At 70.4% G+C, this 23713-nt stretch carries 16 protein-coding genes; 8 read left to right on the top strand and 8 right to left on the bottom strand.

Annotated elements, in window-relative coordinates; all coding sequences use genetic code 11:
- The first annotated feature begins 292 nt into the window (after positions 1–292).
- The 7 genes from PSH25_RS22900 to PSH25_RS22870 all read left to right on the top strand — a co-directional run bounded on the left by PSH25_RS22900 (position 293) and on the right by PSH25_RS22870 (position 12082).
- Positions 293–1684: an acyltransferase family protein gene (locus PSH25_RS22900; protein WP_238661023.1), complete on the top strand. Its 1392-nt coding sequence runs from the start codon at positions 293–295 to the stop codon at positions 1682–1684.
- A complete protein-coding gene (locus PSH25_RS22895) occupies positions 1681–3555 on the top strand; it encodes a hypothetical protein (protein WP_238661022.1) in 1875 nt (624 codons plus the stop codon). Before PSH25_RS22900 ends, PSH25_RS22895 begins: the two co-directional genes overlap by 4 nt.
- Before the next feature lie 160 nt (positions 3556–3715).
- Positions 3716–7534 (top strand): type I polyketide synthase, encoded by a 3819-nt coding sequence (locus PSH25_RS22890; RefSeq protein ID WP_238661044.1) that lies wholly within the window; start codon positions 3716–3718, stop codon positions 7532–7534.
- 24 nt (positions 7535–7558) lie between these two features.
- Positions 7559–8569, top strand: a complete 1011-nt coding sequence (locus tag PSH25_RS22885) for a methyltransferase (RefSeq protein ID WP_238661021.1) — start codon at positions 7559–7561, stop codon at positions 8567–8569.
- 15 nt (positions 8570–8584) lie between these two features.
- Positions 8585–10291, top strand: coding sequence for an AMP-binding protein (locus tag PSH25_RS22880; protein WP_238661020.1), 1707 nt, complete (start codon positions 8585–8587; stop codon positions 10289–10291).
- Positions 10292–10469: 178 nt separating this feature from the next.
- Positions 10470–11585 (top strand): serine hydrolase domain-containing protein, encoded by a 1116-nt coding sequence (locus tag PSH25_RS22875; RefSeq protein WP_238661019.1) that lies wholly within the window; start codon positions 10470–10472, stop codon positions 11583–11585.
- Positions 11586–11716: 131 nt separating this feature from the next.
- A complete protein-coding gene (locus PSH25_RS22870) occupies positions 11717–12082 on the top strand; it encodes a YciI family protein (RefSeq protein WP_238661018.1) in 366 nt (121 codons plus the stop codon).
- 63 nt (positions 12083–12145) lie between these two features.
- Here the strand turns inward: PSH25_RS22870 and PSH25_RS22865 are convergent, their stop codons facing one another.
- Genes PSH25_RS22865 through PSH25_RS22850 form a run of 4 tightly spaced genes read right to left on the bottom strand, consistent with a single transcriptional unit; the run spans position 12146 to position 17480 of the window.
- Positions 12146–13306, bottom strand: a complete 1161-nt coding sequence (locus PSH25_RS22865) for an epoxide hydrolase family protein (protein ID WP_238661017.1) — start codon at positions 13304–13306, stop codon at positions 12146–12148.
- 4 nt (positions 13307–13310) lie between these two features.
- Positions 13311–14708 (bottom strand): FAD-dependent oxidoreductase, encoded by a 1398-nt coding sequence (locus PSH25_RS22860; RefSeq protein ID WP_274527818.1) that lies wholly within the window; start codon positions 14706–14708, stop codon positions 13311–13313.
- A 2-nt stretch (positions 14709–14710) separates the two neighbouring features.
- A complete protein-coding gene (locus PSH25_RS22855) occupies positions 14711–16087 on the bottom strand; it encodes a condensation domain-containing protein (protein ID WP_238661015.1) in 1377 nt (458 codons plus the stop codon).
- A 31-nt stretch (positions 16088–16118) separates the two neighbouring features.
- Entirely contained in the window at positions 16119–17480 is a 1362-nt protein-coding gene (locus PSH25_RS22850; protein ID WP_238661014.1) for an extracellular solute-binding protein, read from the bottom strand.
- Positions 17481–17747: 267 nt separating this feature from the next.
- Between PSH25_RS22850 and PSH25_RS22845 the strand changes: the two genes are divergently transcribed.
- On the top strand, positions 17748–19379 hold the full coding sequence (locus tag PSH25_RS22845; RefSeq protein ID WP_238661013.1) for an MFS transporter: 1632 nt from the start codon (positions 17748–17750) through the stop codon (positions 19377–19379).
- Positions 19380–19449: 70 nt separating this feature from the next.
- Here PSH25_RS22845 and PSH25_RS22840 read toward each other — a convergent pair whose 3' ends face one another.
- The 4 genes from PSH25_RS22840 to PSH25_RS22825 form a co-directional block, all read right to left on the bottom strand.
- Positions 19450–20796: an FAD-binding oxidoreductase gene (locus PSH25_RS22840; protein ID WP_238661012.1), complete on the bottom strand. Its 1347-nt coding sequence runs from the start codon at positions 20794–20796 to the stop codon at positions 19450–19452.
- A 27-nt stretch (positions 20797–20823) separates the two neighbouring features.
- Positions 20824–22314 carry an FAD-binding oxidoreductase gene (locus PSH25_RS22835; RefSeq protein ID WP_238661011.1) on the bottom strand — a complete coding sequence of 497 codons (1491 nt, stop codon included), beginning with the start codon at positions 22312–22314 and terminating at the stop codon, positions 20824–20826.
- 142 nt (positions 22315–22456) lie between these two features.
- On the bottom strand, positions 22457–23329 hold the full coding sequence (locus tag PSH25_RS22830; RefSeq protein WP_238661010.1) for a phytanoyl-CoA dioxygenase family protein: 873 nt from the start codon (positions 23327–23329) through the stop codon (positions 22457–22459).
- Positions 23330–23336: 7 nt separating this feature from the next.
- Positions 23337–23606, bottom strand: a complete 270-nt coding sequence (locus tag PSH25_RS22825) for a phosphopantetheine-binding protein (protein ID WP_238661009.1) — start codon at positions 23604–23606, stop codon at positions 23337–23339.
- Positions 23607–23713: the final 107 nt, after the last annotated feature.

Raw genomic sequence — 23713 nt, 5'->3', positions numbered from 1 at the left:
GCGCTGCAGACGGTCAGCGGCGATCCGGCGTCCACTTCGGACAGGTTGCTGGGAATCCAGCAATCTGGAAGATGCAGCCGCCGATGATCGCCTGAAAAATAACTGCCTGAACTTTCCGCTCTCGAACGACTCACGACCTCATGCCCGGCGGCGTCCGGGCGTGGAGGCGTTCGATCATCTCCACCCACCGTCCGGTCAGGGGGGGCGGGCCGGTGGGCGATCTTCGGCTGCGCCGCGGATGGCCCACGCAACACGTAGGGCGTTTGTCAGGCAATCGTGAGGGGAGCGTGTAATGACAGCGACCGAGGCGACGCACTCCGACGCCGAGATCGGCACACAGCACAAGCGGCGGTACGCGCGATACGACGGCCTCCGCGGCATCTGCGCGATCTTCGTGGTGATCTACCACATCGGCTACCAGTCCGGCATCAGCGAGTTGCCCGGCCACGACGGCGTTCCCATCCTGGGAAGCCTCGTACCAGCGTTCCGGATCTTCCTTCCGCCGTTCTTCGTCCTGTCCGGCCTGCTGCTCTACCGGCCGTTCGCGCGCGCCATCATCGCGGGCACACCCCGCCCCGCGCCCGGCCCGTTCATCGTGGGCCGGGCGCTGCGCCTGCTGCCCGCCTTCTACGTGCTCACGATCGTGGTCATGTTCACCCTCAACCTCTCCGCAGTCGACAGCGCGTGGGAGGTCATCAAGCCGTTCATCCTGCTGCACTACTGGTTCACGCCGGACATGGCTCAGTGGTGGCCGGGCATGGAGCACACCTGGACCGTGCCGGTCGAGATGTCGTACTACCTGGCCCTGCCGATCCTGGCCTGGCTGATCAACCGAAGCGCCCGCCGGGGCACCGACCCGGCCGCGCGGGCCCGCCGCATCATCGTGCCGTTCGTGGTCATGACCGTGATCGGCACCGCCTGGACGGTCTTCTGCTACCTGCCGTCGCAGGCCGAGCACACCTACTACTTCGTCTTCTGGCCGCTGGGCTACGCCGGGTTCTTCGCCGCCGGCATGGCACTCGCGACGCTCTCCGCGTACCGGGACGTGACAGGCGTGGTGCCGGCCCTGCACCGCGCGGTCGCCAAGCACCCGATGCTGTGGTGGCTGGGCGCTCTCGTGGCGCTGCTGCTCTACATCCCCAAGCCGTTCGCCCCGCAGGTCGTGGTGGGCACCTGGCCCGCGATGGCCCAGCACCTGGTGGAGTACGTCCTGTTCTTCGCGTTCGGGCTGCTCGCGGTCGTTCCACTGACCGTGCCCGAGGTGCGCTCACGGTTCATGGACGCGGTGCTCACCAACCCGCCGATCCGCTACATCGGCCGCCTCTCGTACGGCGTCTACCTGTGGAACGTCCCGGTCATGTACTACTACTTCCAGTACGGGACGATCTTCGGCAACCAACCGCTCGGGCTCAACGACGCCCGACCCACGCTGCCCTTCGGTGAGCTGGTCGGCTTCGTCCTCTACGTGATCGTCGGCACGGCGCTCTTCACGCTGGTCAGCTACTACGTGGTCGAGCGTCCGGCCCTGCGCCTGCGGCACGTCTTCAACGCTCCGATCTCCGCACTGGAACTCGGGTACGCCACGACGCCCGCCGACGACGCCCGCTCCGCCGACGACGCCCGCTCCGCCGACCGGGCCGAGCCGCAGGACGTCACCGCGACGCAAAGGAGCACCGAACGATGAACCGACTGATCTCACGGCTCGGTGCGGGCAGTGTCGCCCTGTGCACCGTCCTGGCCCTCGGCGTACCGGGAATGGGGCAGGCCGCGCCCGCGCGATCGGCCCCGGCGCCCTCGCCCGCACGCACCGGCACGGTCACGTTGGTGACCGGCGACAAGGTGGCGCTCGACCGGGAGCGCGTCGTCGCCATCACCCCGGCGCCCGGCCGCGTGGGCACCTCGTTCCGGCAGTACCGGCAGGACGGCGAGTTGTACGTCGTACCCGCCGACCAGTTCGCCCGGGTCGCGTCGGGGCGGCTCGACAAGCGGCTCTTCGCCGTGTCGGCGCTGGCCCGGTCGGGTGTCTCCGACGCCCGCGCCGCCGACCTGCCGCGCCGGGCCGTGCAGCGCCAGGCAGTCGCCACGGATGGTGTCACGCTCACGCTCACCTTCCTGGACCGGCGGGGCATCCCGACGGCCGACTACTTCGTCAGCCTCTTCGACACGGTCTCCCGGCAGGAGTACAGCGGCTACCACGAGTCCGGCACCACCACGGTGACCGTTCCCGCCGGCCACTACTACCTGGAGGCGGGCGTCAGCGGTGCCAGCAGCACCGACGTGGTGCCGTTCGACTTCTTCGTGGAGCCGGACATCGCGGCGACCGGAGACCTGGCGCTGACCTTCGACGCCCGCGACGCGAAACCGCTCACGTTCGGCCTGGACCGGCCCGGCGCCACCGGCATCCTCGACGTGATGCCCAGCCGCCAAACCGGCGTCGCGGCGGTCGGCTCCACGGTGCACGGCCCGCAGGATGAGATCCGCGTCCGCCCGTCCCGGACGTCCGCCGCCGGCCAGTTCACCTTCACCGTCGCCGCGCACCTGGGCAAACCGGACGGCAACGGCGGCTTCCTCGGCTCGCCGTACCAGTACCACCTGCAGTGGAGCGAGGACGGCACGGTGCCGGCGAACCTGCACCGCGTGTTCCACGACGCCGATCTGGCCAAGGTGCGCAACGTCATCGCCGCGCAGGTGCCCGGCGCTGTCGACCGCAAGCTCTATTCGGCGTACGTGCAGCCACCGGCGACCATCACCGAATTCACCTCACCTGGCGCGGCGTTCTTCGAGGACGTGTACGAACTGGATGCGGACAACAACCTCAACTGGCAGATCGCCGACCTGCCCCGGCAGGCCGGCATCGCCGGCAGCACCCGCACCGAGAAGTGGAATGTCGGGCCATTCGGGCCGGCCTTCGCCACCAGCCCGGTGCTGCCCGTGGTGTGGTGTGGCCGTTTCGGCGACCAGATGAACTTCGAGATTCCGCACTTTTCCGACCAGAATCCCGACCACTTCGGGTTCTCCGGCACGCTGGCCGAGGAAATGCGGATGTTCCGCAACGGGCAGCCGTTGATTTCCCAGGACTCCGAGTTCGGGATCTTCACGGTGCCACCGGGGACCGCCACCTACCGCCTGGAGACCCGGTCCACGCGGGACACCTCGCCGTTCTCGACCGAGGTGCGGGGCGCCTGGACGTTCCGGTCCGGGCACGTCGCGGGCGGCCCGGCCAACGAGGCGGCGCTACCGATGGCGGCGCTGCGTTTCGCGCCCGCGCTCGATCAGCAGAACCGGGCGGCAGCCGGTCAGCGGTTCAAGATCCCGCTGTACCTGCAGGCGCAGCAGGGCGCTGTCCTGGGTGAGTGGGGCAACGTCACCCTCGACGCGTCGTACGACGATGGCGCGACCTGGCAGGCGGCGCCCGTGGTGAAGACCGCCAAGGGCTTCACCGCGACGGTCACGCATCCGGCGACGACCGGATTCGTGTCGCTGCGGGCCAGCGCCACCGACAGCCTGGGCAACAAGACGGAACTCACGATTATCCACGCGTATCTCTTGAAATAAAGGGCCGAAAAACAGCACCTTCGGAGTGCAGCCCGCACTTTCGAAGATGGCGCATCTCCCATCGGCTGTGACGATGAAGTGCGGTCCCGGGAATCTCCTCATCCGGTCGATTCCCGGGACCACCCGATTCGGTCGGACCCGAAAGGGGTTAGTGGTGGGTATGAGTTCCGTCGACATCGACCGTGATGAACCGATAGCGATCGTCGGGATGGGTCTGCGTTTTCCCGGCGGCATCAACTCTCCGCAGACGTACTGGGATTTCCTCGTCGCCGAGCGCAATGCGTTGCGCGAGGCGCCGCAGGAACGGTGGGACGGTTACGCCGCGATCAGCCCGGCGCACGCCGCGGCGACCCGGCGGGCCCTGAAGTACGGCAGCTACCTCGACGACGTGGCGGGCTTCGACGCCGAGTTCTTCGGGGTTTCCCCGCGCGAGTCCGAGCTGATCGACCCGCAGCAGCGCATCACCCTGGAGGTGGCCTGGGAGGCGCTCGAGCACGCCGGCATCCTGCCGCACTCGCTCGCCGGCAGTGACACCGCCGTGTTCATGGGTGTCTGCACCGATGACTACGGCCGCCGCATGCTGGAGGACCTACCCCGGCTGGAGGCGTGGATGGGCATCGGCTCGTCCATGTGCGGTGTGGCGAACCGGCTGTCGTACGTGCTGGACCTGCGCGGCCCGAGCGTCGCGGTCGACACGGCCTGCTCCGCCTCGCTGGTCGCCATTCACCAGGCATGCCAGGCGCTCCGGCTCGGCGAGACGGACCTGGCGTTGGCCGGCGGCGTGATGTTGGTGGCCAGCCCGGCGTACCTGCTGGTGCTCGAGGCTGCCGGCGCGCTCGCACCGGACGGCCGGTCCAAGGCGTTCGACGCGTCCGCCGACGGCTACGGCCGAGGCGAGGGCTGCGGAGTCCTCGCCCTGAAGCGGCTGTCGCAGGCGCGGCGCGACGGGGACCGGATCCACGCGTTGATCCGGGGCAGCGCGGTCTGCCAGGACGGGCGCACCAACGGCATCATGGCCCCGAGTCAGGAGGCGCAGGAGGAGCTGGTGCGCCGGGCCTGCCGGGCTGCCGGTGTGTCGCCCGCCTCGCTCGACTACGTGGAGGCGCACGGCACGGGCACCGGGCTGGGTGATCTCGTGGAGATCGGTGCCCTGTCCACGGTTGCCGGGGCCGACCGTTCACCGGATGCTCCGCTGCTGGTCGGCTCGGTCAAGACCAACATCGGGCACCTGGAGGCCGCCTCCGGTGTCGCCGGCCTGATCAAGATGGTGCTGTCGATGCAGCACGGCGCGATCCCGGCCACGCTGTCCGCCACCGTGCCGAACACCGAGATCCCCTGGGAGACCTCCGGCCTGTCCGTGGTCGACAGGCTGACGCCGTGGCCGGACAACCCCGGCCCCCGCCGGTCCGGCACCGGCAACTACGGCTACGGCGGCACCATCGCCCACGTCATCATCGAGGAGGCTCCGCAGGAGCCGAGCGCCGTTGCGCAGCCGAGCGCCCCGACGAGTGTCGACGAGCGCGAGCGGGTCTATCCGCTCTCCAGCGCGACCCTCGCCGGCGTCGCCGCGAACGCGGGTGCGCTGGCCGACTGGGTGGAGCGTTCCGACGCGGACCTCGCCGACATCGGTCACACGCTGGCCCACCGCCGGCAGCCGCTCAACGCCCGCGCCGCGGTCGTCGCCACGGACCGCGCCGAGCTCGTCAACCGACTCCGCAAGCTCGCCACGGGCACGGCTGCCGCGGGCGTGGCCACCGGTACGGTCGCGCGTGGCGCCGCCGCCGACGCGGTCTGGGTGTTCTCCGGGCACGGGGCGCAGTGGGTCGGGATGGGCCGGGAACTGCTCGACAGTGAGCCGGCGATGGCCGAGACGATGGCTGAGCTGGCACCGGTGTTCCGCGCCGAGCTGGGCTTCGATCCCCGCGTAGCCCTGCTGGAGGACGACTTCACCGAGGTCGACCGGGTGCAGGCGATGACGTTCGCGATCCAGGTGGGGCTCACGCGGATCTGGGAGAGCTACGGCCTGCGTCCGGCGGCGATCGTCGGGCACTCGATCGGCGAGATCGCGGCCGCGGTCGCGGCCGGCATGCTCGACCTTCCGCAGGCGGCACACCTGGTCTGTCGCCGGTCCCGGTTGCTGCGCCGGGTCGCCGGCCAGGGCGGCATGGCGATGGTCAACCTGCCGTTCGACACGGTCACGGCCCGGCTGGCCGACGTCCCCGAGGTCGCGGCGGCGGTCGCGGCGTCCCCCACGTCGACGGTGATCAGTGGCCCGTCCGCACTTGTCGACGAGATCGCCGACCGCTGGCGGACCGAGAACCTGGTCGTCCGCCGGGTCAACTCCGACGTCGCCTTCCACAGCCCGCAGATGGACGGGTTGGTCGACGACCTGCGAGCCGACCTCGCCGACCTGGTCAGCCGGCCGGCCACCGTGCCGGTGTACACCACCGCCCTGACCGATGTGCGCTCCACGGCGGGGCGGTCGGCCGACTACTGGGTGACCAACCTGCGCAACCCGGTGCGCTTCGAGCACGCGATCCGCGCCGCGGTCGACGACGGGCACCGCGTCTTCCTGGAGATCTCCGCACACCCGATCGTGCAGCACTCCGTCATCGACATCCTCGCCGTGGTCGGTGTCGAGGACGGCGTCATCGCGCACAGCCTGCGCCGGGAACGCCCGCAGCGACAGACCCTGCTGGAGAACCTCGGCGCCCTGCACTGCGCGGGCGTGCCGGTTGACTGGGCGAGCCTGCAACCCGGTGGTGACCTCGTCGACGCCCCGACCAACGCGTGGCAGCACCGTCGATACTGGCTCGACAGCGCCCGGCCCGCGGCGGCCAACCTCGAACACGACGTCGAGACCCACACCCTGCTCGGGGCCCGTACCGCCGTGCAGGGCACCACGCCCGTGCTGATGTGGCGGACGTTCCTCGACGACACCAACCGGCCGTACCCCGGCGGGCACGCGGTGCTGGGCACCGAGGTGATCCCTGCGGCGGCGACACTCAACACGCTGTTCCAGGCGGCCGAGAACGCGCCGCTGCGCGACGTCGCGTTGCGGGTGCCGATCGGCGTGCTGGTGCCCCACGAGATCCAGGTCGTCCGTCAGGACGGCACCGTGCGGCTCAGTTCCCGGCTCACCACACAGCAGGACGACAAGTCCTGGCTCACCCACGCCAGCGCCGAGATCGCCGACGCGGCGCCGACGGCCGAGCGGGTCGACCCGGAGACGCTGCGCGCCGCGCACCCGGAGACGCTGGACCCCTCCTGTGTCTGGGACCGGCTGGCCGCGATCGGGGTGGTCGGTATCGGTTGGCCCTGGGAGGTCGAGGCCGTACGCCGACACCCGTCCGGGATGCTCGCGACAGTCGTCGCGGACCCCACCGGCGGCCAGTCAGAACGGACCTGGGCCTCGCTCACCGATGCCGCGCTCTCGGTGGCGCCGGTCATCTTCCCCGGCGACCCGCTGTTGCGGATGCCGGGCTGGCTGACCGAGGCCACGCTGGTGTTGCCGCCGCCACCGAAGGCGTTGATCGCGGTACGGCTGATCGCCGGGTCCGACGACGAGGTGGAGGTCGACGTCGAGGTGCGGACCCTCGACGGGGACCTGGCCGCCCGGTTCACCGGCGTCCGGTTCGGGGCGGTGCGCAAGGAGGTGCTCATCGATCTCGGTCCCGAGGAGGAGCAGACCGCCGAGGAACAGGTCTGGCAGACGCTGTCCGGTCCGGAGTTGCGGGACTTCGTGCTCACCGCGGTCCGCGAGGTGGCCGCCGGTGAGGTACGCATTCCGTTGGAGGACCTCGACGTGCACCGGCCGCTGGCGGAGCTGGGCGCGGACTCGCTGATGACGGTGGCTATCCAGCTGCGGTTGGAGCGGCGGTTCCGCACGCCGGTCCCGTCGACGCTGCTGTGGAACCGACCGACCGTGGCGGCGGTCGCCGAGTACCTGACCGACGAACTGACCACCGACGTCAAGTAGCAGTCACAGAGGGGAACGACCACCGTGCCCGAGCCTGATCCGCAGAGCAGGATGATGGCGATCCTGCATGCGCCGCTGATCACGCAGATGGTGGTCGCCGTCGCCGAGCTGGGCATCGCCGACCAGCTCGCCGACGGGCCCCAACCGGTCGAGGTACTGGCCGCGAAGGCCGACGCCCGTCCGGAGGCCCTGCACCGGATTCTGCGGGCGCTGGCCGGCGTCGGTGTGGTCGCGCAACCGGCGCCGGGCGTCTACGGCCCGACGCCGTTGCTCGACACCCTCCGCACGGACGCGCCGGGCTCGCTTCACGCGTGGGCCCGGTTGTGGGGGCTGCCCGAGCGTCAGGCAGCCCTCACGGCCCTCACGCTCGGCCTGCGCGACGAACGTCCGCCGTTCGAACAGATCTACGACCTGTCCTGGTGGGCCCACCTCGAACGGCGACCCGAGCAGGCGGCGGTCTTCCGCGACGCGATGGGTGACCTCTCCCGCCAACTCCACGCCCAGGCGGTCGCCGCGTACGACTTCTCCGGTGTGCGCCGGGTCTGTGACGTCGGCGGTGGCACCGGCAGTCTGGTGGCCACTCTGCTGAGGTCCTACCCGACGCTGACCGCGGTGCTCCTGGACCGGCCGGCGGTCGTCGCGCACGCCGACGCGGTGCTCGACGCGGCCGGTGTCGCCGACCGGGTGACCGTCGAAAGCGGGGACTTCTTCACCGCGGTGCCCGGCGGCGCCGACGCGTACCTCCTGTCGATGATCCTGCACGACTGGACCGACGAGCAGGTCGTCACCGTGCTGACAAACGTGCGCCGGGTGATCGACCCGAACGGCCGCCTCTTCGTCGTCGACGCCGTCATCCCGGAGGACGACCAGCCGCACGACGGCAAGCTGCGCGACATCATCATGCTCGCGCTGCACCCGGGGCGCGAGCGCACCGAGCGCGAGTTCGGGGCGGTGTTCGACCGCGCCGGATTCCGGCTCGCCGAAACACGCGAGGTCTCGGCCTCGACCGGTCTGCTCGTCGCCGTCCCCGTGTAGCGCTCAGGAGAACCGATGACCACAGAACAGGACAACCGACTGCCGCCGTCCGACGTGCGTCAGCAGTGGGACACCGTGCCGTACCCGGCTGCCGCCGCGGACAGGTATCGCGCCGAGGGTCTGTGGCAGCCACGCACGATCCCGGGGGCGCTGCGGGAGACCGTACGCGCCCACCCGGACCGCATGGCCGTCGTCACGCCGGGCGTTCGGTGGACGTACGCGGACCTCGACCGGCACTCCGACGCGATCGCGGCGGGTCTGCTGGATGCCGGGTTACATCCGGGCGAGTCGGTGATCCTGCAGATCACCAACAGCGCTCTCGCCGTGGCCACCTGGTACGGCCTGCTCAAGGCCGGCCTGATCCCGGTGTGCACGCTGGCGATCCACCGGCGCCACGAGATCGAGGAGATCGCGCGGCAGACCCGCGCCTCGGCCCATCTGGTGCAGGCCGACCTGCGCGGCTTCGACCTGGTGGCGTTCGCCGACGAGATCCGCCGGTTGGTGCCGAGCATCCGTTTGCTGGCCACCATCGGGCGTCGTCCCGGCGCATCCGGTCAGGAACGGATCGAGGATCTCGTCGACCGCCCACTGTCCGACGCACAGGCGGCCCGGCTGGCGCAGATCGACGCGAACACCGACCTCGACGCGCCCGCCGTCCTCCAGCTCTCCGGTGGCACCACCGGCGTACCCAAGGTGATCCCCCGGCTGCACCCGGAATACTGGTACAACGCGGTCGCCACCGCCCGCTGGTGGGGTTTCACGCCGCAGGACCGGCTCGGGTTCGGCCTGCCCCTGGTGCACAACGCCGGCGCCACCAACGCGGTGCACGCCGCGCACTCGGTGGGCGCCGCGCTGCTGCTCGCCACACCCGTCGCCGACGATCTGCTGGCCCTGATGGACGACGAGCGGGCCACCTGGTTCATGAGCCCGCCGGGCCTGATGAACGAGTACCTGCGGCATCCGCGGTTCGACGGCGCCTTCGCCAGTGTCCACAACTGCGTGCTGACCGCGGCGAAGGTGTCCCGGGAGCTGTTCGACGCGATCGAGGCGCGCGGGGTGCACGTCACCCAGGCGTTCGGGATGACCGAGGGGTTGTTCCTGTTCACGCCCCGCGACGCGTCGCCGCAGGTGCGCGCCACCACGGTGGGCGTGCCGATCAGTCCGCTGGACGAGGTGGTCGTGCTGGAGCCCGGCACACTGCGGCCGACGCCACCGGGGGAGATCGGTGAGCTGTGCGCGCGGGGTCCGTACACCGTGCCCGGCTATCTCGGCGTCCGGGTCGGCACCGACTCGGCGTTCACGCCCGACGGGTTCTACCGCAGCGGCGACCTGGTCCGCGCGCACCACCTGGACGGTCTGGTCGCCTACTCGATCGAGGGCCGGGTCAAGGACCTGATCAACCGGGGCGGCGAGAAGGTCAACGCCGAGGAGGTGGAGCGGATCCTGCTCGGTCACGAGTTGGTGCTCGACGCGGCGTTGGTGGCGATGCCGGACGAGCGGCTGGGGGAGCGCGCCTGCGCCTACCTGGTGTGTCGCCCGGGCGGACCGCTGCCGACGCTCGACGACATCCGGGACTACCTGGAGGAGTTCGGCCTGGCCCGGTTCAAGTGGCCGGAGCGGATCGAGTTCGTGGACGCGTTGCCGCGTACCCCGATCGGCAAGATCTCCAAGCAGTGGCTCCGCGAGGACATCGTGCGTCGCCTGGGTGGCACGCCCACCTGACACCCGCAGCACCCGAAGGCCGGCCGTACTGACGTACGGCCGGCCTTCGTCGTCGTGTCCGCCGGAGAGTCGGATCTGAGTAGAAAGTGGCTTTGATGGCAAAATGCCGGTCGTGGCTCCGACCTACAGGGTGAGGGGCACGCTTCGAGTGCCATGACGACCGGGTAGGAGGCAGACGATGAGCGATCTTCAGAAGCAGGTGCAGGTGCTGGTCGACGGGCTGGTGGACGACAGCGTCGAGGACGGCGTGCAGGTCGCCGTCTATCGCAACGGTGACCTGGTGGTCAACGTGGTGGCAGGGGTCGCGGACACGGCTGCCGGCCAACCTGTTCGTCCGGACACCCTCTTCTACTCGGCGTCGACGGGTAAGGCCGCGGCCTCCACCGTGGCGCACGCGTTGGTCGACGACGGTGTGTTCGACTACGACACCCGGGTCGCCGACCTCTGGCCGGAGTTCGCCGCGCACGGCAAGGGCGAGGTGCGGATCCGGCACGTACTGACACATTCGGCCGGTGTGCCGGCAGTCCCCGCGGACACCACGATCGAGCAGCTCACCGACTGGAACGGCATGTGTCAGCTCATTGCCGACATGGAGCCCTGGTGGGCGCCCGGCGAGCGGGTCGGCTACCACGCGGCCACCTTCGGCTACCTGATCGGCGAGGTCGTCCGCCGGGCCACCGGCAAGCCGATCTCGACAGTTCTCGCCGAACGCGTCGCCGGGCCCATCGGAATGGCCGACGAGCTGTTCTTCGGGGTGCCGCAGGAGCAACTCGGCCGGGTGGCACGACTGACCGACGACCCGGGGGGCAAAGCCGCGTTCGCCTCGATGCCACCGGAATTTCCGCTGTTCAAGGCCGTTCCACCTGCCATTGTGCCGAACGCGGACTTCGGCAACAGGAGGGACGTTCTGACCTCGGACATGCCGTTCGCCGGCACGATGAGCGCCCGGGCGATCGCGAAGATGTACGCGGCGCTCATCGGTGAGGTGGACGGCGTACGGCTGATCTCCCCGGAACGGCTGAGCGAGGCCACCACACTGGCCACCGCCGGCCTCGACGACGAGATGACCGGCGGCACCTCGACCTGGGCGCTCGGCTACTGCCTGGGCTGGCCGGGCACCTCCGACCCGTCGGACCGACCGACGGTCTTCGGCATGGTGGGCATCGGCGGCAGCGCCGCGTTCGCCGACCGGGCGACCGGAGTCACCGTCGCGGTGACCAAGAACCGGTTCAACCCGATCGAGATGAACATCGTGCAGCGGGTCACCGAACTCGCCGACGAGGCGTTCGTCTGAGCCCTCGGGACACCGGCCCACTCACGGGAAAAGTGGAGAAGCCCGTGAATCGATGACACATTTGGCGGCGCGGCTCCGACTGCACTATGAAGGGTGCCGATCCGGCACAGCCTCTTCGAAGGAGTTCTTCCGTGAAGTACATCCTGTTGATCCACGCGAACCCCGCAACTGTCACGGGACGGTCCGAAGCCGAGACCATGAAGGTCTACGCCGAGATCGACGCCATCACCAAGGAGCTGTCCGAGTCCGGTGAGCTGATTGGCGGCGAGGTCCTGGCCGACGTGTCGCAGTCGAAGGTCGTCCGCGTCACCGGCGGCGTCCCGGTGACCACCGACGGCCCGTTCGTCGAGGCCAAGGAGCACCTGGCCGGCTACCTGATCGTCGAGACCGACAGCGAGCAGCGCGCGATCGACATCGCGGCCCGGTGGCCGGACGCCAGTGAGGGCGGCGCCATGGAGGTCCGGCCCATCATGGACATCGGCGGAACCGAGATGTGAGGTGGGGCTGCGGGCCGGGCCACCCCGCTGTGGCCCGGCCCGCGCCCCTGCCGACGCCGCTGGTCAGTCCGGCAGCCCACGGACGAACGTCCGCAGGTCGGTGACCAGGAGGGCCGGCTGCTCAAGGGCGGGGAAGTGACCGCCCCGGTCGTACTCCGACCAGTGCGCGAGCGTCGGCAGGATGCCCTCCGCGAAGCGCCGCACCGGTCGTACCGCGTCCTCCGGGAACGCCGCCACGCCGACCGGCATGGCCAGCGGCCACGGGCCGCCCCAGGTCCGCGCGAAGTCGGCGTCGCGGTGCGTCGACTCGAAGTAGAGCTGCGCGCTCGACCCCGCGGTCGCCGTCAACCAGAAGATCGTGACCGTGGTGAGGATGTGCTCGCGGCTGATCGCGTCCTCCGGTGCCTTGTCGGCGGCGGACCACTCCTTGAACTTCTCCACGATCCAGGCGAGCTGCCCGACCGGGGAGTCGGTGAGTCCGTAGGAGAGCGTCTGCGGTCGCGTCGACTGGATCTTCTGCCAGCCCATGCCGTCCTGCTGGAAATCCAGCGCGAAGCCCAGTTTCGCTTGGTCGGCGGGGCTGAGTTCGCCGAACTCGGTGAAGTCCGGCGGCGGGAACGTCACGCACATGTTGAGGTGCACCCCGCGTACGTGCTCCGGGTCGGCCAGACCCACGCGCAGCGAGATCGGGGAGCCCCAGTCACCGCCCTGGGCCACGTACCTGTCGTAGCCGAGGTCCGCCATCAGCCTGGTCCACGCCCGGGCGACGCGCTCGGTGTCCCAGCCGGCCTGCCGGGTCGGCCCGGAGAAGCCGTACCCCGGGATGGTGGGCACGACGACGTGGAACGCGTCGGCCGCGTCGCCACCGTGAGCGGCCGGGTCGACAAGCGCGTCGATGATGTCGACGAACTCGAAGCCGGTGCTCGGCCAGCCGTGGGTGAGCAGCAGCGGCGTGGCGCCCGGCACCTGCGAGCGGACATGCAGGAAGTGCACCTGGGCGCCGTCGATCTCGGTGACGAACTGCGGTATCTCGTTGAGCCGACGCTGGGTGGCGGCCCAGTCGTAACCGGAGTGCCAGTACTCGGCCAGCTCCCGCAGGTAGCCGACCGGTACGCCACGGCTCCACCCCACGTCGGGGATCTCGTCCGGCCACCGGGTCGCGGCGATCCGTCGGCGCAGGTCGTCGATGTCGGACGGTGGAACGTCGATCTGGTACGGGCGCATCGTCCTACCTCTCGGGTTGTGGCCGGCTGACCGGGGCAGCCGCCAGGGTCTGCGCCGGCGGCGGTACGGGCCGACCGGCCTTGCGCAGCACACGGAGGATCCGGTCGGGGCGGAGCAGGCTGGTCGGCGGGTCGATCAGGCCGGCCACCCGGATGAAGCCGTTGGTCAGTTCCGCGTCGTGCACGGCGGCCCGCTGGTACCGGGCGACATAGGCGTTGATCGTGCGGACCTTCGCGGTGCGACGGCCCTGAACTCCCGCGTAACCGAGGTCGGCGCTGGCCGAGAAGTCCCACGGTGAGTCGATCTCGGCGGCGATTCTACGGAAGAACTCCCGCCAGTGCGGGATCGCGCCCTGGCGCAGAAGGTCGCCGAGCACCACCGACTCCACCGCGGCCACGGTCATGCCCTGGGCGTAGATCGGGTTGAAGCTGCACACCGCGTCGCCGAGCACCAGGAACCGCTCCGGGAACCGGGTCAGGTGCTCGTAGCGGCGTCGGACGCTCGCCGGGTAGCGGAACTGCACCGGGTCGTCGAGCGGCTCGCAGTCGGCGAGCACCTTGGCGATCTCGGGCACCGGCACCGAGCGGACGAACTCTGCGAAACCCTCCGGGTCGGTGGGCGGGTGGTCGCCGAGAATGCCGGTCAGCGACAGCTCCAGCCGGTTGTCGTCGCCGGGCAGGCGGTAGAAGAAGGCGCCGCGCGGCTGCGCCGGCGTGGCCGCCGGGATGATCGCCAGGTCGCTGCCGAACGGGTCGTACGGCGCCTGGTAGTGCCGCGTCGTGTAGGCGAGGTCGATCTTCACCTTGTCTTCGGTGGGTCGCGCGTACCCCAGCTCCGCCAACCAGGCCGGCGTGCGCGAGCCCCGGCCGGTGGCGTCGATGACCAGGTCGGCGTCGAGCACCTCGGGAGCGCTGCCGGGGGTCTGCGCCTGGATCCGCGCGCCGGTCACGGTCGCGCCGTCCGCGGTGACCGCGAGCCCGAGGACGTCGCGCTTCTGCAGGAACCGGACGTTGGGAATGGCCTGCACCCGCTTGCGCAGGTGGTATTCGAGCACGGGTCGGGTGGCGGGCACCGAGAGCAGCCCGGAGGTCGACGGCTTGAGCCGCTGTCCGCCGAAGATCCACTGGATGTCGCCGTTGAAGTCACCGGGCTTGACGCCGGCGTTGACCAGGTCGGCCATCAGGCCGGGGAACTGCCGTTCGAAGATCTGCTGGCCCTTCGCGACCAGTCCGTGCGCGTGTCGACCATGCGGAACTCCCCGCCGGTACGTCGGGTTGTCCACGACCTCGTCGCGGTCGACGAGCACCACGTCGTCGAACGACTCGGCGAGTTCCTTCGCCGCGAGGAGCGCCCCGAGGCTGGCGCCGAGCACGACCACACGATCGCCCACCTTCCGGCCCATGGTCACCGCCCGCCCTCGATCGTGGTCAGTGCCGCGTCCGGCCGGGTCAGCAGCTCGCGCAGCAGGTGCAGGTAACGGTCGACGAGGTCGTCGATCGTCTTCTGGTCGAACAGGTGGGCGCTGAACCCGATCGCGCCGACGATGTCGTCGGACGGGCCGAGATGCAGCGACCAGAGGATGCCGTCGGGCATGTCGGAACCGACCGGCTGGGAGATGACCCGCCGCCACACCGCCGAGTACTCCAGGTCGCCCACCCGCTCGCGCTCCATCACGAACGGCGGCTGGATGACCTGGAAGAGGCAGGGCACGACGCCGGGCCCTACCGACGCCATCAGCTCGGGCGCCTCCTGCAGGACGTGCAGCAGCGGGACCTCGTGGGAGTACGCGCCGAGGCAGGTGGCGCGGGTCCGGGTGACCACGTCGCGGAAGGTGGTGGCGTCGGACAGGTCGGTCCGCAGCGGAACGAAGTTGAAGAACGAGCCGACCGTCTCCTGGAACCGACCGTGCCCACGTCCGGGAGTGAACGTCGGCACGGTCAGGTCGGTGCTGCCGGTCCAGCGGCTCGCCAGCACGTAGAAGGCTGCCAACAGCACCATGAACGGTGAGGTGTGCGTGTCGGCCGCGAGGGCCGTGGTCGCCGACCGGAGCTCGGCGTCGGTGACGAAGCGGTGCCAGGTGGTGGTCGGCACGGTGTCGGCCGCCAACTCCCGGTCCGCCGCGGTCACCATGATCCGCCCGCCGGCCAGCTTGTCCCGCCAGTACTCACGGGCCGCCGTCAGCCGTGGACCGTCCGCCTCGTCGTGCTGGGCGGCGATGTAATCGCGGTACTGCGGGGCCGTGCCCGCGGTGGGCGTCTCCCCAGCGGCCCGCTGGGCGTACGAGCGAGCCAGGTCGCGCAGGATGATCTGCATCGACCAGGCGTCGGCCGCCGAGTGATGCGTGGTCAGGATCAGCACCGAGTCCGTCTCGTCGAAGCGCCCCAGCGTGGCCCGCAGCAGGGGCAGGTCGTGCACGTCGAGCGTGCCGGCCTCGATCTCGTTGATCAGCTCCTCGGCGCGGCGCTCGCGGTCGGCGGGGTCGACCCCCGGCAGGTCGCGGACGTCCACCTTCGGCGAGGTCACCGGCAACACCCGCTGCCCGTGCTCGCCGTCGCGCAGTACCGACGTCCGGAGGGCCTCGTGCTGCCCGATCACGTCCGCCAACGCCAGTTCGAGGGTGTCCACATCGACCCGGCCGTGCACTCGCCAACCGTCGGCGATCAGGTAGTGCGGACCGAACGGGCCGGTGGTCTCGCCCGTGTCGAACAGTAGGAGGAACTCCTGCTGCAGGGAGAGCGGGAGATCAGCGGTCGCCGGGGGTGGTTGTTGCGAGATGGTCATGAGCGCGCTCCTCACGGGAGATTGGGCGGGGTCAGTCCACGACGAACTGACGCGGCCCGGGCGGACCCGCCCGCAGGCCGAGGCAGTCGGCGTTGTAGTCGTCGAGCAGGCGCTGGGCCTGCTCGGACGCACGGGCAAAGCGGCCCGACGGGTCCGCGTCGTGCAGCAGGATGTCCTCCATCGCGTGCGTCATCAGGCCCTGGATGCGGGGAAACTCGCCGAGTACGGCCCCCCGCGCGGCAGGTGAACCGTCGGTCGCCAGCAACTGCTCGATGGCGACCCTCTGATGTGGCCGCTCGTCGAACCAGCCGTCACCGGCCAGCAGGTCGATGGCCGTCGTGGTGACCGGGATGAACCAGGTCGCCTTGTGCCGCTCGGCGACGGCCCGCGGGTTGAGCAGGTGTTGCAGGAACGCGAGCGCGCCGTCCCGGACCGCCGGCTGCACGCTGTCGGTGAGCCAGATCGCGTCACCGCCGACGATGTTGCCCGCGTAGCGGACCTCGCCGTTGTGCGGCATGCGGCCGACCTCGACCGTGAAGCCGTGGTCGCGGCCGGCCTGGATCAGCCACTCCGCCTCGACCGAGGAGCTGAGGACGAACGCCACCCGCTGCTCGGCGAACGCGGCGAAGTTCTCCTGCCAGGCCCGGCCGGTGTTCTCGCCGTACGCCTGCCCGCCGGTGTAGTGGTAGTGACCGTCGCGGTACAGACCGCGCCACCACTGCGCGAAGGCCACCATCTCCGGCACGGCGAGGTCGACCTTCTCGGCGCGACCGTCGCGGCCGTTGGCGTGGTCGGCGAGCAGGCCACCCTGCTGGGCGACCGCCTGCTGGAAGATCCATCCATGGTTGGGCCAGGTGATCGCCGGCCCGCCGGTGTGCGCGCTGACCGCCTTGCAGGCGGCCGTCACCTCGGCCCACGTGGTCGGCAGCGCGGTCACTCCCGCCGCCGCGAGCAACGTGGTGTTGGCGTACAGCAGAGTGGTCGAGACCAGCGGGGGAGCCGCGAGCAGCAGGCCGTCCGCCGAGTAGTACCCCCGTGCCGGGGCCACGATGTCGTCGGTGACCACCGGCTCGCCGAGCACTGTGGTGCGCTCGGCGAGCGTCGTCGCGACCGGCCGGAACAACGGTGCGCCGTGGACGTCGCGCATGTCCCGGGCCAGTTGCGTGGAGGTGTGGAAGTACTGAACGAGGGCCGGCGCGGCACCGCGGCGGGCCGCGGCGTCCACATCGGCGGGCAACGTCTTGTAGCTCGACTCACGAACCCGGATCCGGTAGTCGGGGTGGGCGTCGTGGAAGCTCGCCGCCAGGGCCCGGATCCCGCCCACGTAGTCGGGCACGGCCGGGTAACTGGGCAGCCAGATGTCGATGCTGATGGGCTCGGCGTCCGTCCTCACGCAACAGTCCTCCGGCATCTCGATGGGGGGTCGCCCAAAGGTTGCCCGCCGATGCGGGGAGCGGTCATCTCCGCGAGTGCTACGCCGTGCGGTGGGTGGTGACTGCGCACGACGGAAGTCGTCCCGAGCACCTGTTGGCGGCGGAACGTGGGTACGCCGGAAAGACATGTCGAAAACCGCGCGTCGGCTTCGACATGGCGGTAGAGGGGCCTCGGGGCGTCGAAGACCGCCGTCGCAGGCTCATGAGGCCGAGAAGGGATCGACACGATGGATAACTCCACGTCGGCGCCAGCGAACGACCTGGCGGGACGTAAGGAATGGATCGGGCTGGCGGTGCTGGCGCTGCCGGCGATGCTGGTGGCGATGGATATCGGAGCGCTGTTCCTGGCGCTGCCGCATCTCAGCGCGGACCTCGGCGTCAGCAGCGTGGAACAGCTGTGGATCATCGACATCTACGGCTTCCTGCTGGCCGGCTTCCTCCTCACCATGGGCACCCTCGGTGACCGGGTCGGGCGCCGTCGACTGCTCATGATCGGCGCCGTCGCCTTCACGGTGGCGTCGGTGCTCGCCGCGTACGCCAACAGCGGCACCACCCTGATCATCGCGCGAGCCCTGCTGGGCATCGCCGGCGCGACCCTGTCGCCGTCGACGCTGGCGCTGATCACCAACATGTTCCGCAACGAGAAGCAGCGGGGCGTCGCGATCTCGATCTGGGCGTCCGCGCTCTTCGGTGGCACCGCGATCGGGCCGATCGTCGGCGGCGTGATGGTCGAGCACTTCTGGTGGGGCTCGGTGTTCCTGCTCGGCGTGCCGTTCATGATCGTGCTGCTGGCCACCGGGTTCGTGCTGCTGCCCGAGTACCGCGACCCCAACGCGGGCAAGTTCGACCTGTTCAGCGTGGTGCTGTCGCTCGGTGCGATCCTCCCGGTGGTGTATGGCGTCAAGGAGTTCGCCGCGAGTGACTCGGACAACCCGGCCGTCGCGGGCGGCGCGATCCTGCTCGGCCTGGTGGTCGGCTGGATCTTCATCCGCCGCCAGTCCCGGCTGGAGCACCCGTTGATCGACCTCACGATGTTCCGGAACGCCGCCTTCAGCGGCACCCTCGTCACGATGATGTTCGCCTCGGCCGCGCTCGCCGGCGTCAGCCTGATGAGCACGCAGTACATCCAGAGCGTCGAGGGCCTTTCGCCGGGCGCGTCCGGCCTCTGGCAGGCGCCCACCGGTCTGGGCATCGCGATCGGCAGCATGGCCACGCCGATGCTGATGAAGTCGCTCAAACCGGCCACCGCGATCATGATCGGGCTCGGCATCTCCCTGGTGGCGATGCTGGTGCTGACCCAGGCCGGCAGCTCCGGTTGGCTGATCGCGATCGTCGTCGCTGTCGCGCTCGTCGCGCTCGGCACCGGTCCGCTGTTCACCCAGGGCACCGGCATGGTGGTCAGCTCCGTAGCCCCGGAGAAGGCCGGCTCGGCCGCGTCGCTCTCCGAGACCAGCAACGTGTTCGGGTCGACGCTGGGCCTCGCGCTGTTGGGCAGCATCGGTGCTGCCGTCTACCGCGACCGGATGGCCGACGCGCCGTTGACCGACGTACCCCCGGAGGTTGCCGACGTTTCCCGGGAGAACGTCGCCGCGGCGACCGCCGCAGCCGACTCGCTGCCGGGCAACCTGGCCACCGCCCTTCGCGACGTCGCCGGCGAGGCGTTCACCACCGCGACGAACGTGGTGGCCGGCGTCGAGGCGCTGCTGGTCATCGCCCTGATCGTGCTGGTGGCGGTGACGCTGCGGAACAAGCCCGCCCCGCAGGCGCCCGGGTCCGACCAGACGGCGTCGTCAGCGCCTGCCTCGTCGCCTGCGTCTGCGTCGTCGTCGGAGACCGTGCCCACCACCGGTGCCGTCTAGGCCGGACACCCCGATACGCCAACGGCGGCCGCCCATCCCCCCGGGCGACCGCCGTTGGTCCGTCCGCCGCCTAGCGCAGCATCGTCGTACCGGGGCTGGCGTCGAGGCGGAACAGGCCGGTGGGATCGACGCGGGTGCGGACGCGGTCCGCCCGGTCGATCTGCTCCGGGTCGAGGTGCCGTTGCGGCTGCTGCCAGCTCTCCACGAACGTCGGCGCGGTGCGACCGGTGTCCCAGGGCGCCAGCGCCGCCCGGACGACGGCGCAGTGTTTTTCGATCGTCGCGGTGGCCTCGGGGCCGTCCGGGATCGCGTTGCCCAGGTACGAGTAGCGGGCGTCGTAGTGGTCGAGCGCCCCACCCCGCGGGTCCGGCACTGCCAACGCCCCACCGAGCTGGCGCAGCTCCGCCGTGATCAGCGGCGATCCCGAGCCAGTCGCCGCCAGGAAGGCGGCCGACGCCCGCTCGTCGAGGTCCGCGAGCAGCAGATGGTCGCCGACGATCGGCACCGGCTCGTCCGGCCCGAGCTGGGCGCGGACCACCTCGGCCGGCGTACACGGCAGCCACGACTCGACCACCGGGGCGGCCACCGCGCGCAGCTCGTCAAGCAGCTCGGTCAGCCCGCTCGGCGCGTCGTCGGCTCGCACCTCGGTCGCCGCCACCCCGATCATCGTTCCGCTCCTCAGCTCGACCGGCACCATGGGTACGTCCGGCAGGTTGAGCACCTGGAACGCGCTGGTGACCTCCCACGGCGCGGTCGCGGCCCAGCGGGTCCACCGCCTCAGCAGCTCCGCCGCGTGCACCACCGGCCAGTACGCCGAACCGGTGACCACCGGCCGGGCCGGGAACAGCCGTATCTCGACCGCGACGACCACCCCGAACCCACCGCCGCCGCCCCGCAGGGCCCAGAACAGCTCCGGGTCGTGGTCGGCGTCGACGCGGTGCAGCTCACCGTCGGCGGTGACCAGGTCGAGGGCCGTCACACTGTTGGCCGCGAGCCCGACCAGCCGCCCGTAGACACTGACGCCTCCGCGCAGCAGGTAGCCGACCGCGCCGACATCTGCCGACGAGCCGTGCGGCGCGGCCAGTTCGTACGGTGCCGCCGCGTCGACGACGGCGCCCCAGCGGGTGCCGGCGGGAATCAACGCGGTACGGCGCACCGGGTCGATCTGCACCCCACCGTCCATCTCGGTACGCACCAGCACCGACCCGCTCATCTCCCGCGCCGCCGCGGCGCCGTGGCCGGTGCTGTGCACCCGCACCGGCATGCACGTCGTCCGGGCGTACGCGAGCACGTCCCGCAGCTCAGCGAGGGTGCGCACGGTACGCGCCGCGGCCGGCCGCGGTGCTCCGTGCAGATTGAACACAGTCGTGGCGTGCTCGTAGGCCGGATCGTGGGGGAAGTACACCTCGCCTGCCATCGTGGCTCCCTGGGTGGTGTGGACCGCTCAATCGGGCAGCCGCACCGACAGACCGTGCCGGAAGACGTCCCGGGGGTCGTAACGGCGCTTGACCCGCTGGAGGCGGGGATAGTTGTCCTTGAAGTAGAGGGTGTGCCAGGGCACGCCGGAGGTGTTCCACTCCGGATCGGCCAGGTCGACGTCGGGGTAGCTGATGTAGGAGCCGTCACTGACGTCGCCGGACACCGGGACACCGCCGCTCTCGGCGTAGACGTCCCGGTAGAACGCGCGGACCCAGGCGGTGTTGACGGCGTCGTCGTCGGGTGACTGCCAGGCGCCCGCGCTGTACGACGCCTTCACCACGCTGTCCCGCTGTGCCGCGGCGGTGGCGTCCGATGGCACCGCGTTGACCTGTCCGCCGAACGCGGTGAGCACGATGCCGGCCGCCGGGTTGGCGTACTCCGGGTCGGCCAGGTAGCGGAAGATCGTGGCCAGTTGCTTGTCGGTGTAGCCCCGGCGCAGATAGCCGGCCTTGTTCTTGTAGCGCCCCTTCGGGTCGCTGGGCCAGCTGTACGAGGGCATCCAGGTCGCCATCCAGTCGACCACGTCCCGGTCGACCGACCGGGGGGTCAACCCGGTGCCGTCCCCGATCGCCGCGAGCTGGTTGTCGAGCATCTGGGCGGCACCCTCGACCGCGTCGTCGACCACCGCGGTGAGCGCCACGATGCCGGCCGAGCGGTGCATGACGATGAGGTTGCTCCACAGTTGGATCTCCGGTGCGTCGACGGCGCTGTGCCGCTCCAGCCAGCCGCAGTAGTTCGCGATCAGTCGGGTCAGCGCGTCCTCGGTCATCCCGTCCCACGACCACAGCACGTCGCAGCGGCGGATCCGGCGGGGCGCCGTGGGCAGCAGACGCGACGGGTCGTCGGAGTCGACTCCCGGGCTGCGCAGCCAGAACCGGGTGACCACGCCGAAGCTGCCGCCACCGCCGCCCGCGGTCGCCCACCACAGGTCGTGGTGCGGGTCGTCGGGCTCCCGGGTGGCGACCACCACGTCGACGGTGCCCGACTCGTCGACGACGACCACCTCCACCGCGTACAGGTGGTCGACGACCAGTCCGTCGCGGCGGGACAGGTGACCGTAGCCGCCGCCGGTGATGTGGCCGCCGACGCCGACCTCGAAGCAGGTGCCGCCGGGAATCGTGACGCCCCAGGTGTCGTACAGGATCGGGTAGAGCGCCCCGAGGGTGATGCCGGCCTCGACCATGATGGCCCGCCGCTGCGCGTCGTAGGACACCGCGCTCATCGGCGCAAGGTCGATCAAAACCTGGATCTCGGGGTTGGCGAAGAAGTCCTCGAAGCAGTGGCCGCCGCTGCGCACGGCCACCCGCCGTCCCGAGTCGACGGCCTCCCGCACGGCGGCGGCGACCTCGCTGGTGGTGCGGACCTGACGGACGTAGTCGGGGCGGCCGGTGAAGCGGTGGTTGTATCCCTCGACGAGTGCGGCGTAGCGCGGGTCGTCGGGCAGGATGTCGGTCATGTGGGTGGGTCCCTCCGCTGGGCGACGACCATCAGACCCTCACATCCGCCGGCCGGTGGACGCATCTCTGATCGTGCGAACAGGACGGCCGCCCCACCGACAGCGGGCGGGGCGGCCGCTTCGTCCACCACGTCGGACGCGCTCAGGTCCGGGCGGGGCTCTCGAGCACCGCCGGGTCGGCGTCCGGGTCGGTGAGCAGGATGTGGGGGTCCTCCATCTCGTACCAGCCCACGCCCGGCGGGCAACGGTCGTAGCCGAGCAGGCGCTGGACCTCCTCGGGGAGCGTGAGGACGACGTCGCGCGGCACCGCCAGGAACTGGTTCTCCTCCTGCCGCAGGTTGCCGAGGTCGTAGGAGACGGTGAGGCTGGTCCGCGGCTCGGTGGAGACGTTGCCGCCGCCGCCGTGGTAGACGCCGCCCAGCCAGAGCAGCGCCGACCCGGCGGGCATCGCGGCCGGGATCGCCTCGTTGTAGCGCGGGGCACGCTCGTCGTCCCAGTGATGGCTGCCCGGGATCACGAGGGTGGCGCCGTTCTCCTGGGTGAACTCGCTCAGCGCGAGCATCAACTGCACCCGCGTCGTCGGGCCCGGGTGTCGACGCAGGTGCAGCGAGTCGTCGCGGTGCAAAGGCTGACGCCCCTGCCCCGGGTCGATCTGGATGGCCTGGGTCGCGCTGATCTGGATGTTGGGCGTCATCTCGATGCGGGCCTGACCGACCCACATGTGCACCGGCTTCTCCATGATCTGCCGCGCCGCGCCCAGATACAGCGGGTGCAGGAAGATCGGGGTCAGATGGCTGGTACGCCGGAACAGCGACGAGACCCGTCGGGTCAGGTGACCGTCGTACCCGCTCTTGCTGTAGCGCGTGCCGTCGAGCAGGGGGCCCAGGTCTTCCCAGAGGCCGTCGAGCGTGGCCTGGTCGACGAAGTTCTCGATGATGATGCAGCCGTCGCGCTCCAGCACGGTGACCACGTCGTCGAGGGGGGCATCGGACGTCACCCGGACGAACTCCACCATGGTCGGACTACCTTCCTCGGACTTCGGCCTTCGCGACGATGTCGCGCGTGAAAGTGGCCAGGTTCGGGTCTTCGAAGAGGTCACCGAGGTCCATCTGGACGCCGATCTCCTCCTGTACGCGGGCGACGATCCGCACGGCGGAGATGGACTGCCCGTTCAGCTCGAAGAACGTTCCGTCGGTCCGGCCGGCGGGTACGTTGAGAACGTCCCGCCAGATGGATTCGACCTGCTTTTCGATATCGGTGACGGTCAGCGTGCCGGGTGGGTCGATCGGCATGGGAATCCTCCCGAGATAAGAGCTGATGGTTGCCGCACGGGTCGGCCGGCGAATTCGGCGACCCTCACCGCATATGATGTCGGTGATATCGCCGAATGTGTTCTTCG

This window comes from Micromonospora foliorum, from assembly GCF_022229015.1.
Lineage (GTDB): Bacteria > Actinomycetota > Actinomycetes > Mycobacteriales > Micromonosporaceae > Micromonospora > Micromonospora foliorum.
Note: the sequence above shows the minus strand (reverse complement) of the source record. Positions and strands in the feature narration are given on the sequence as shown.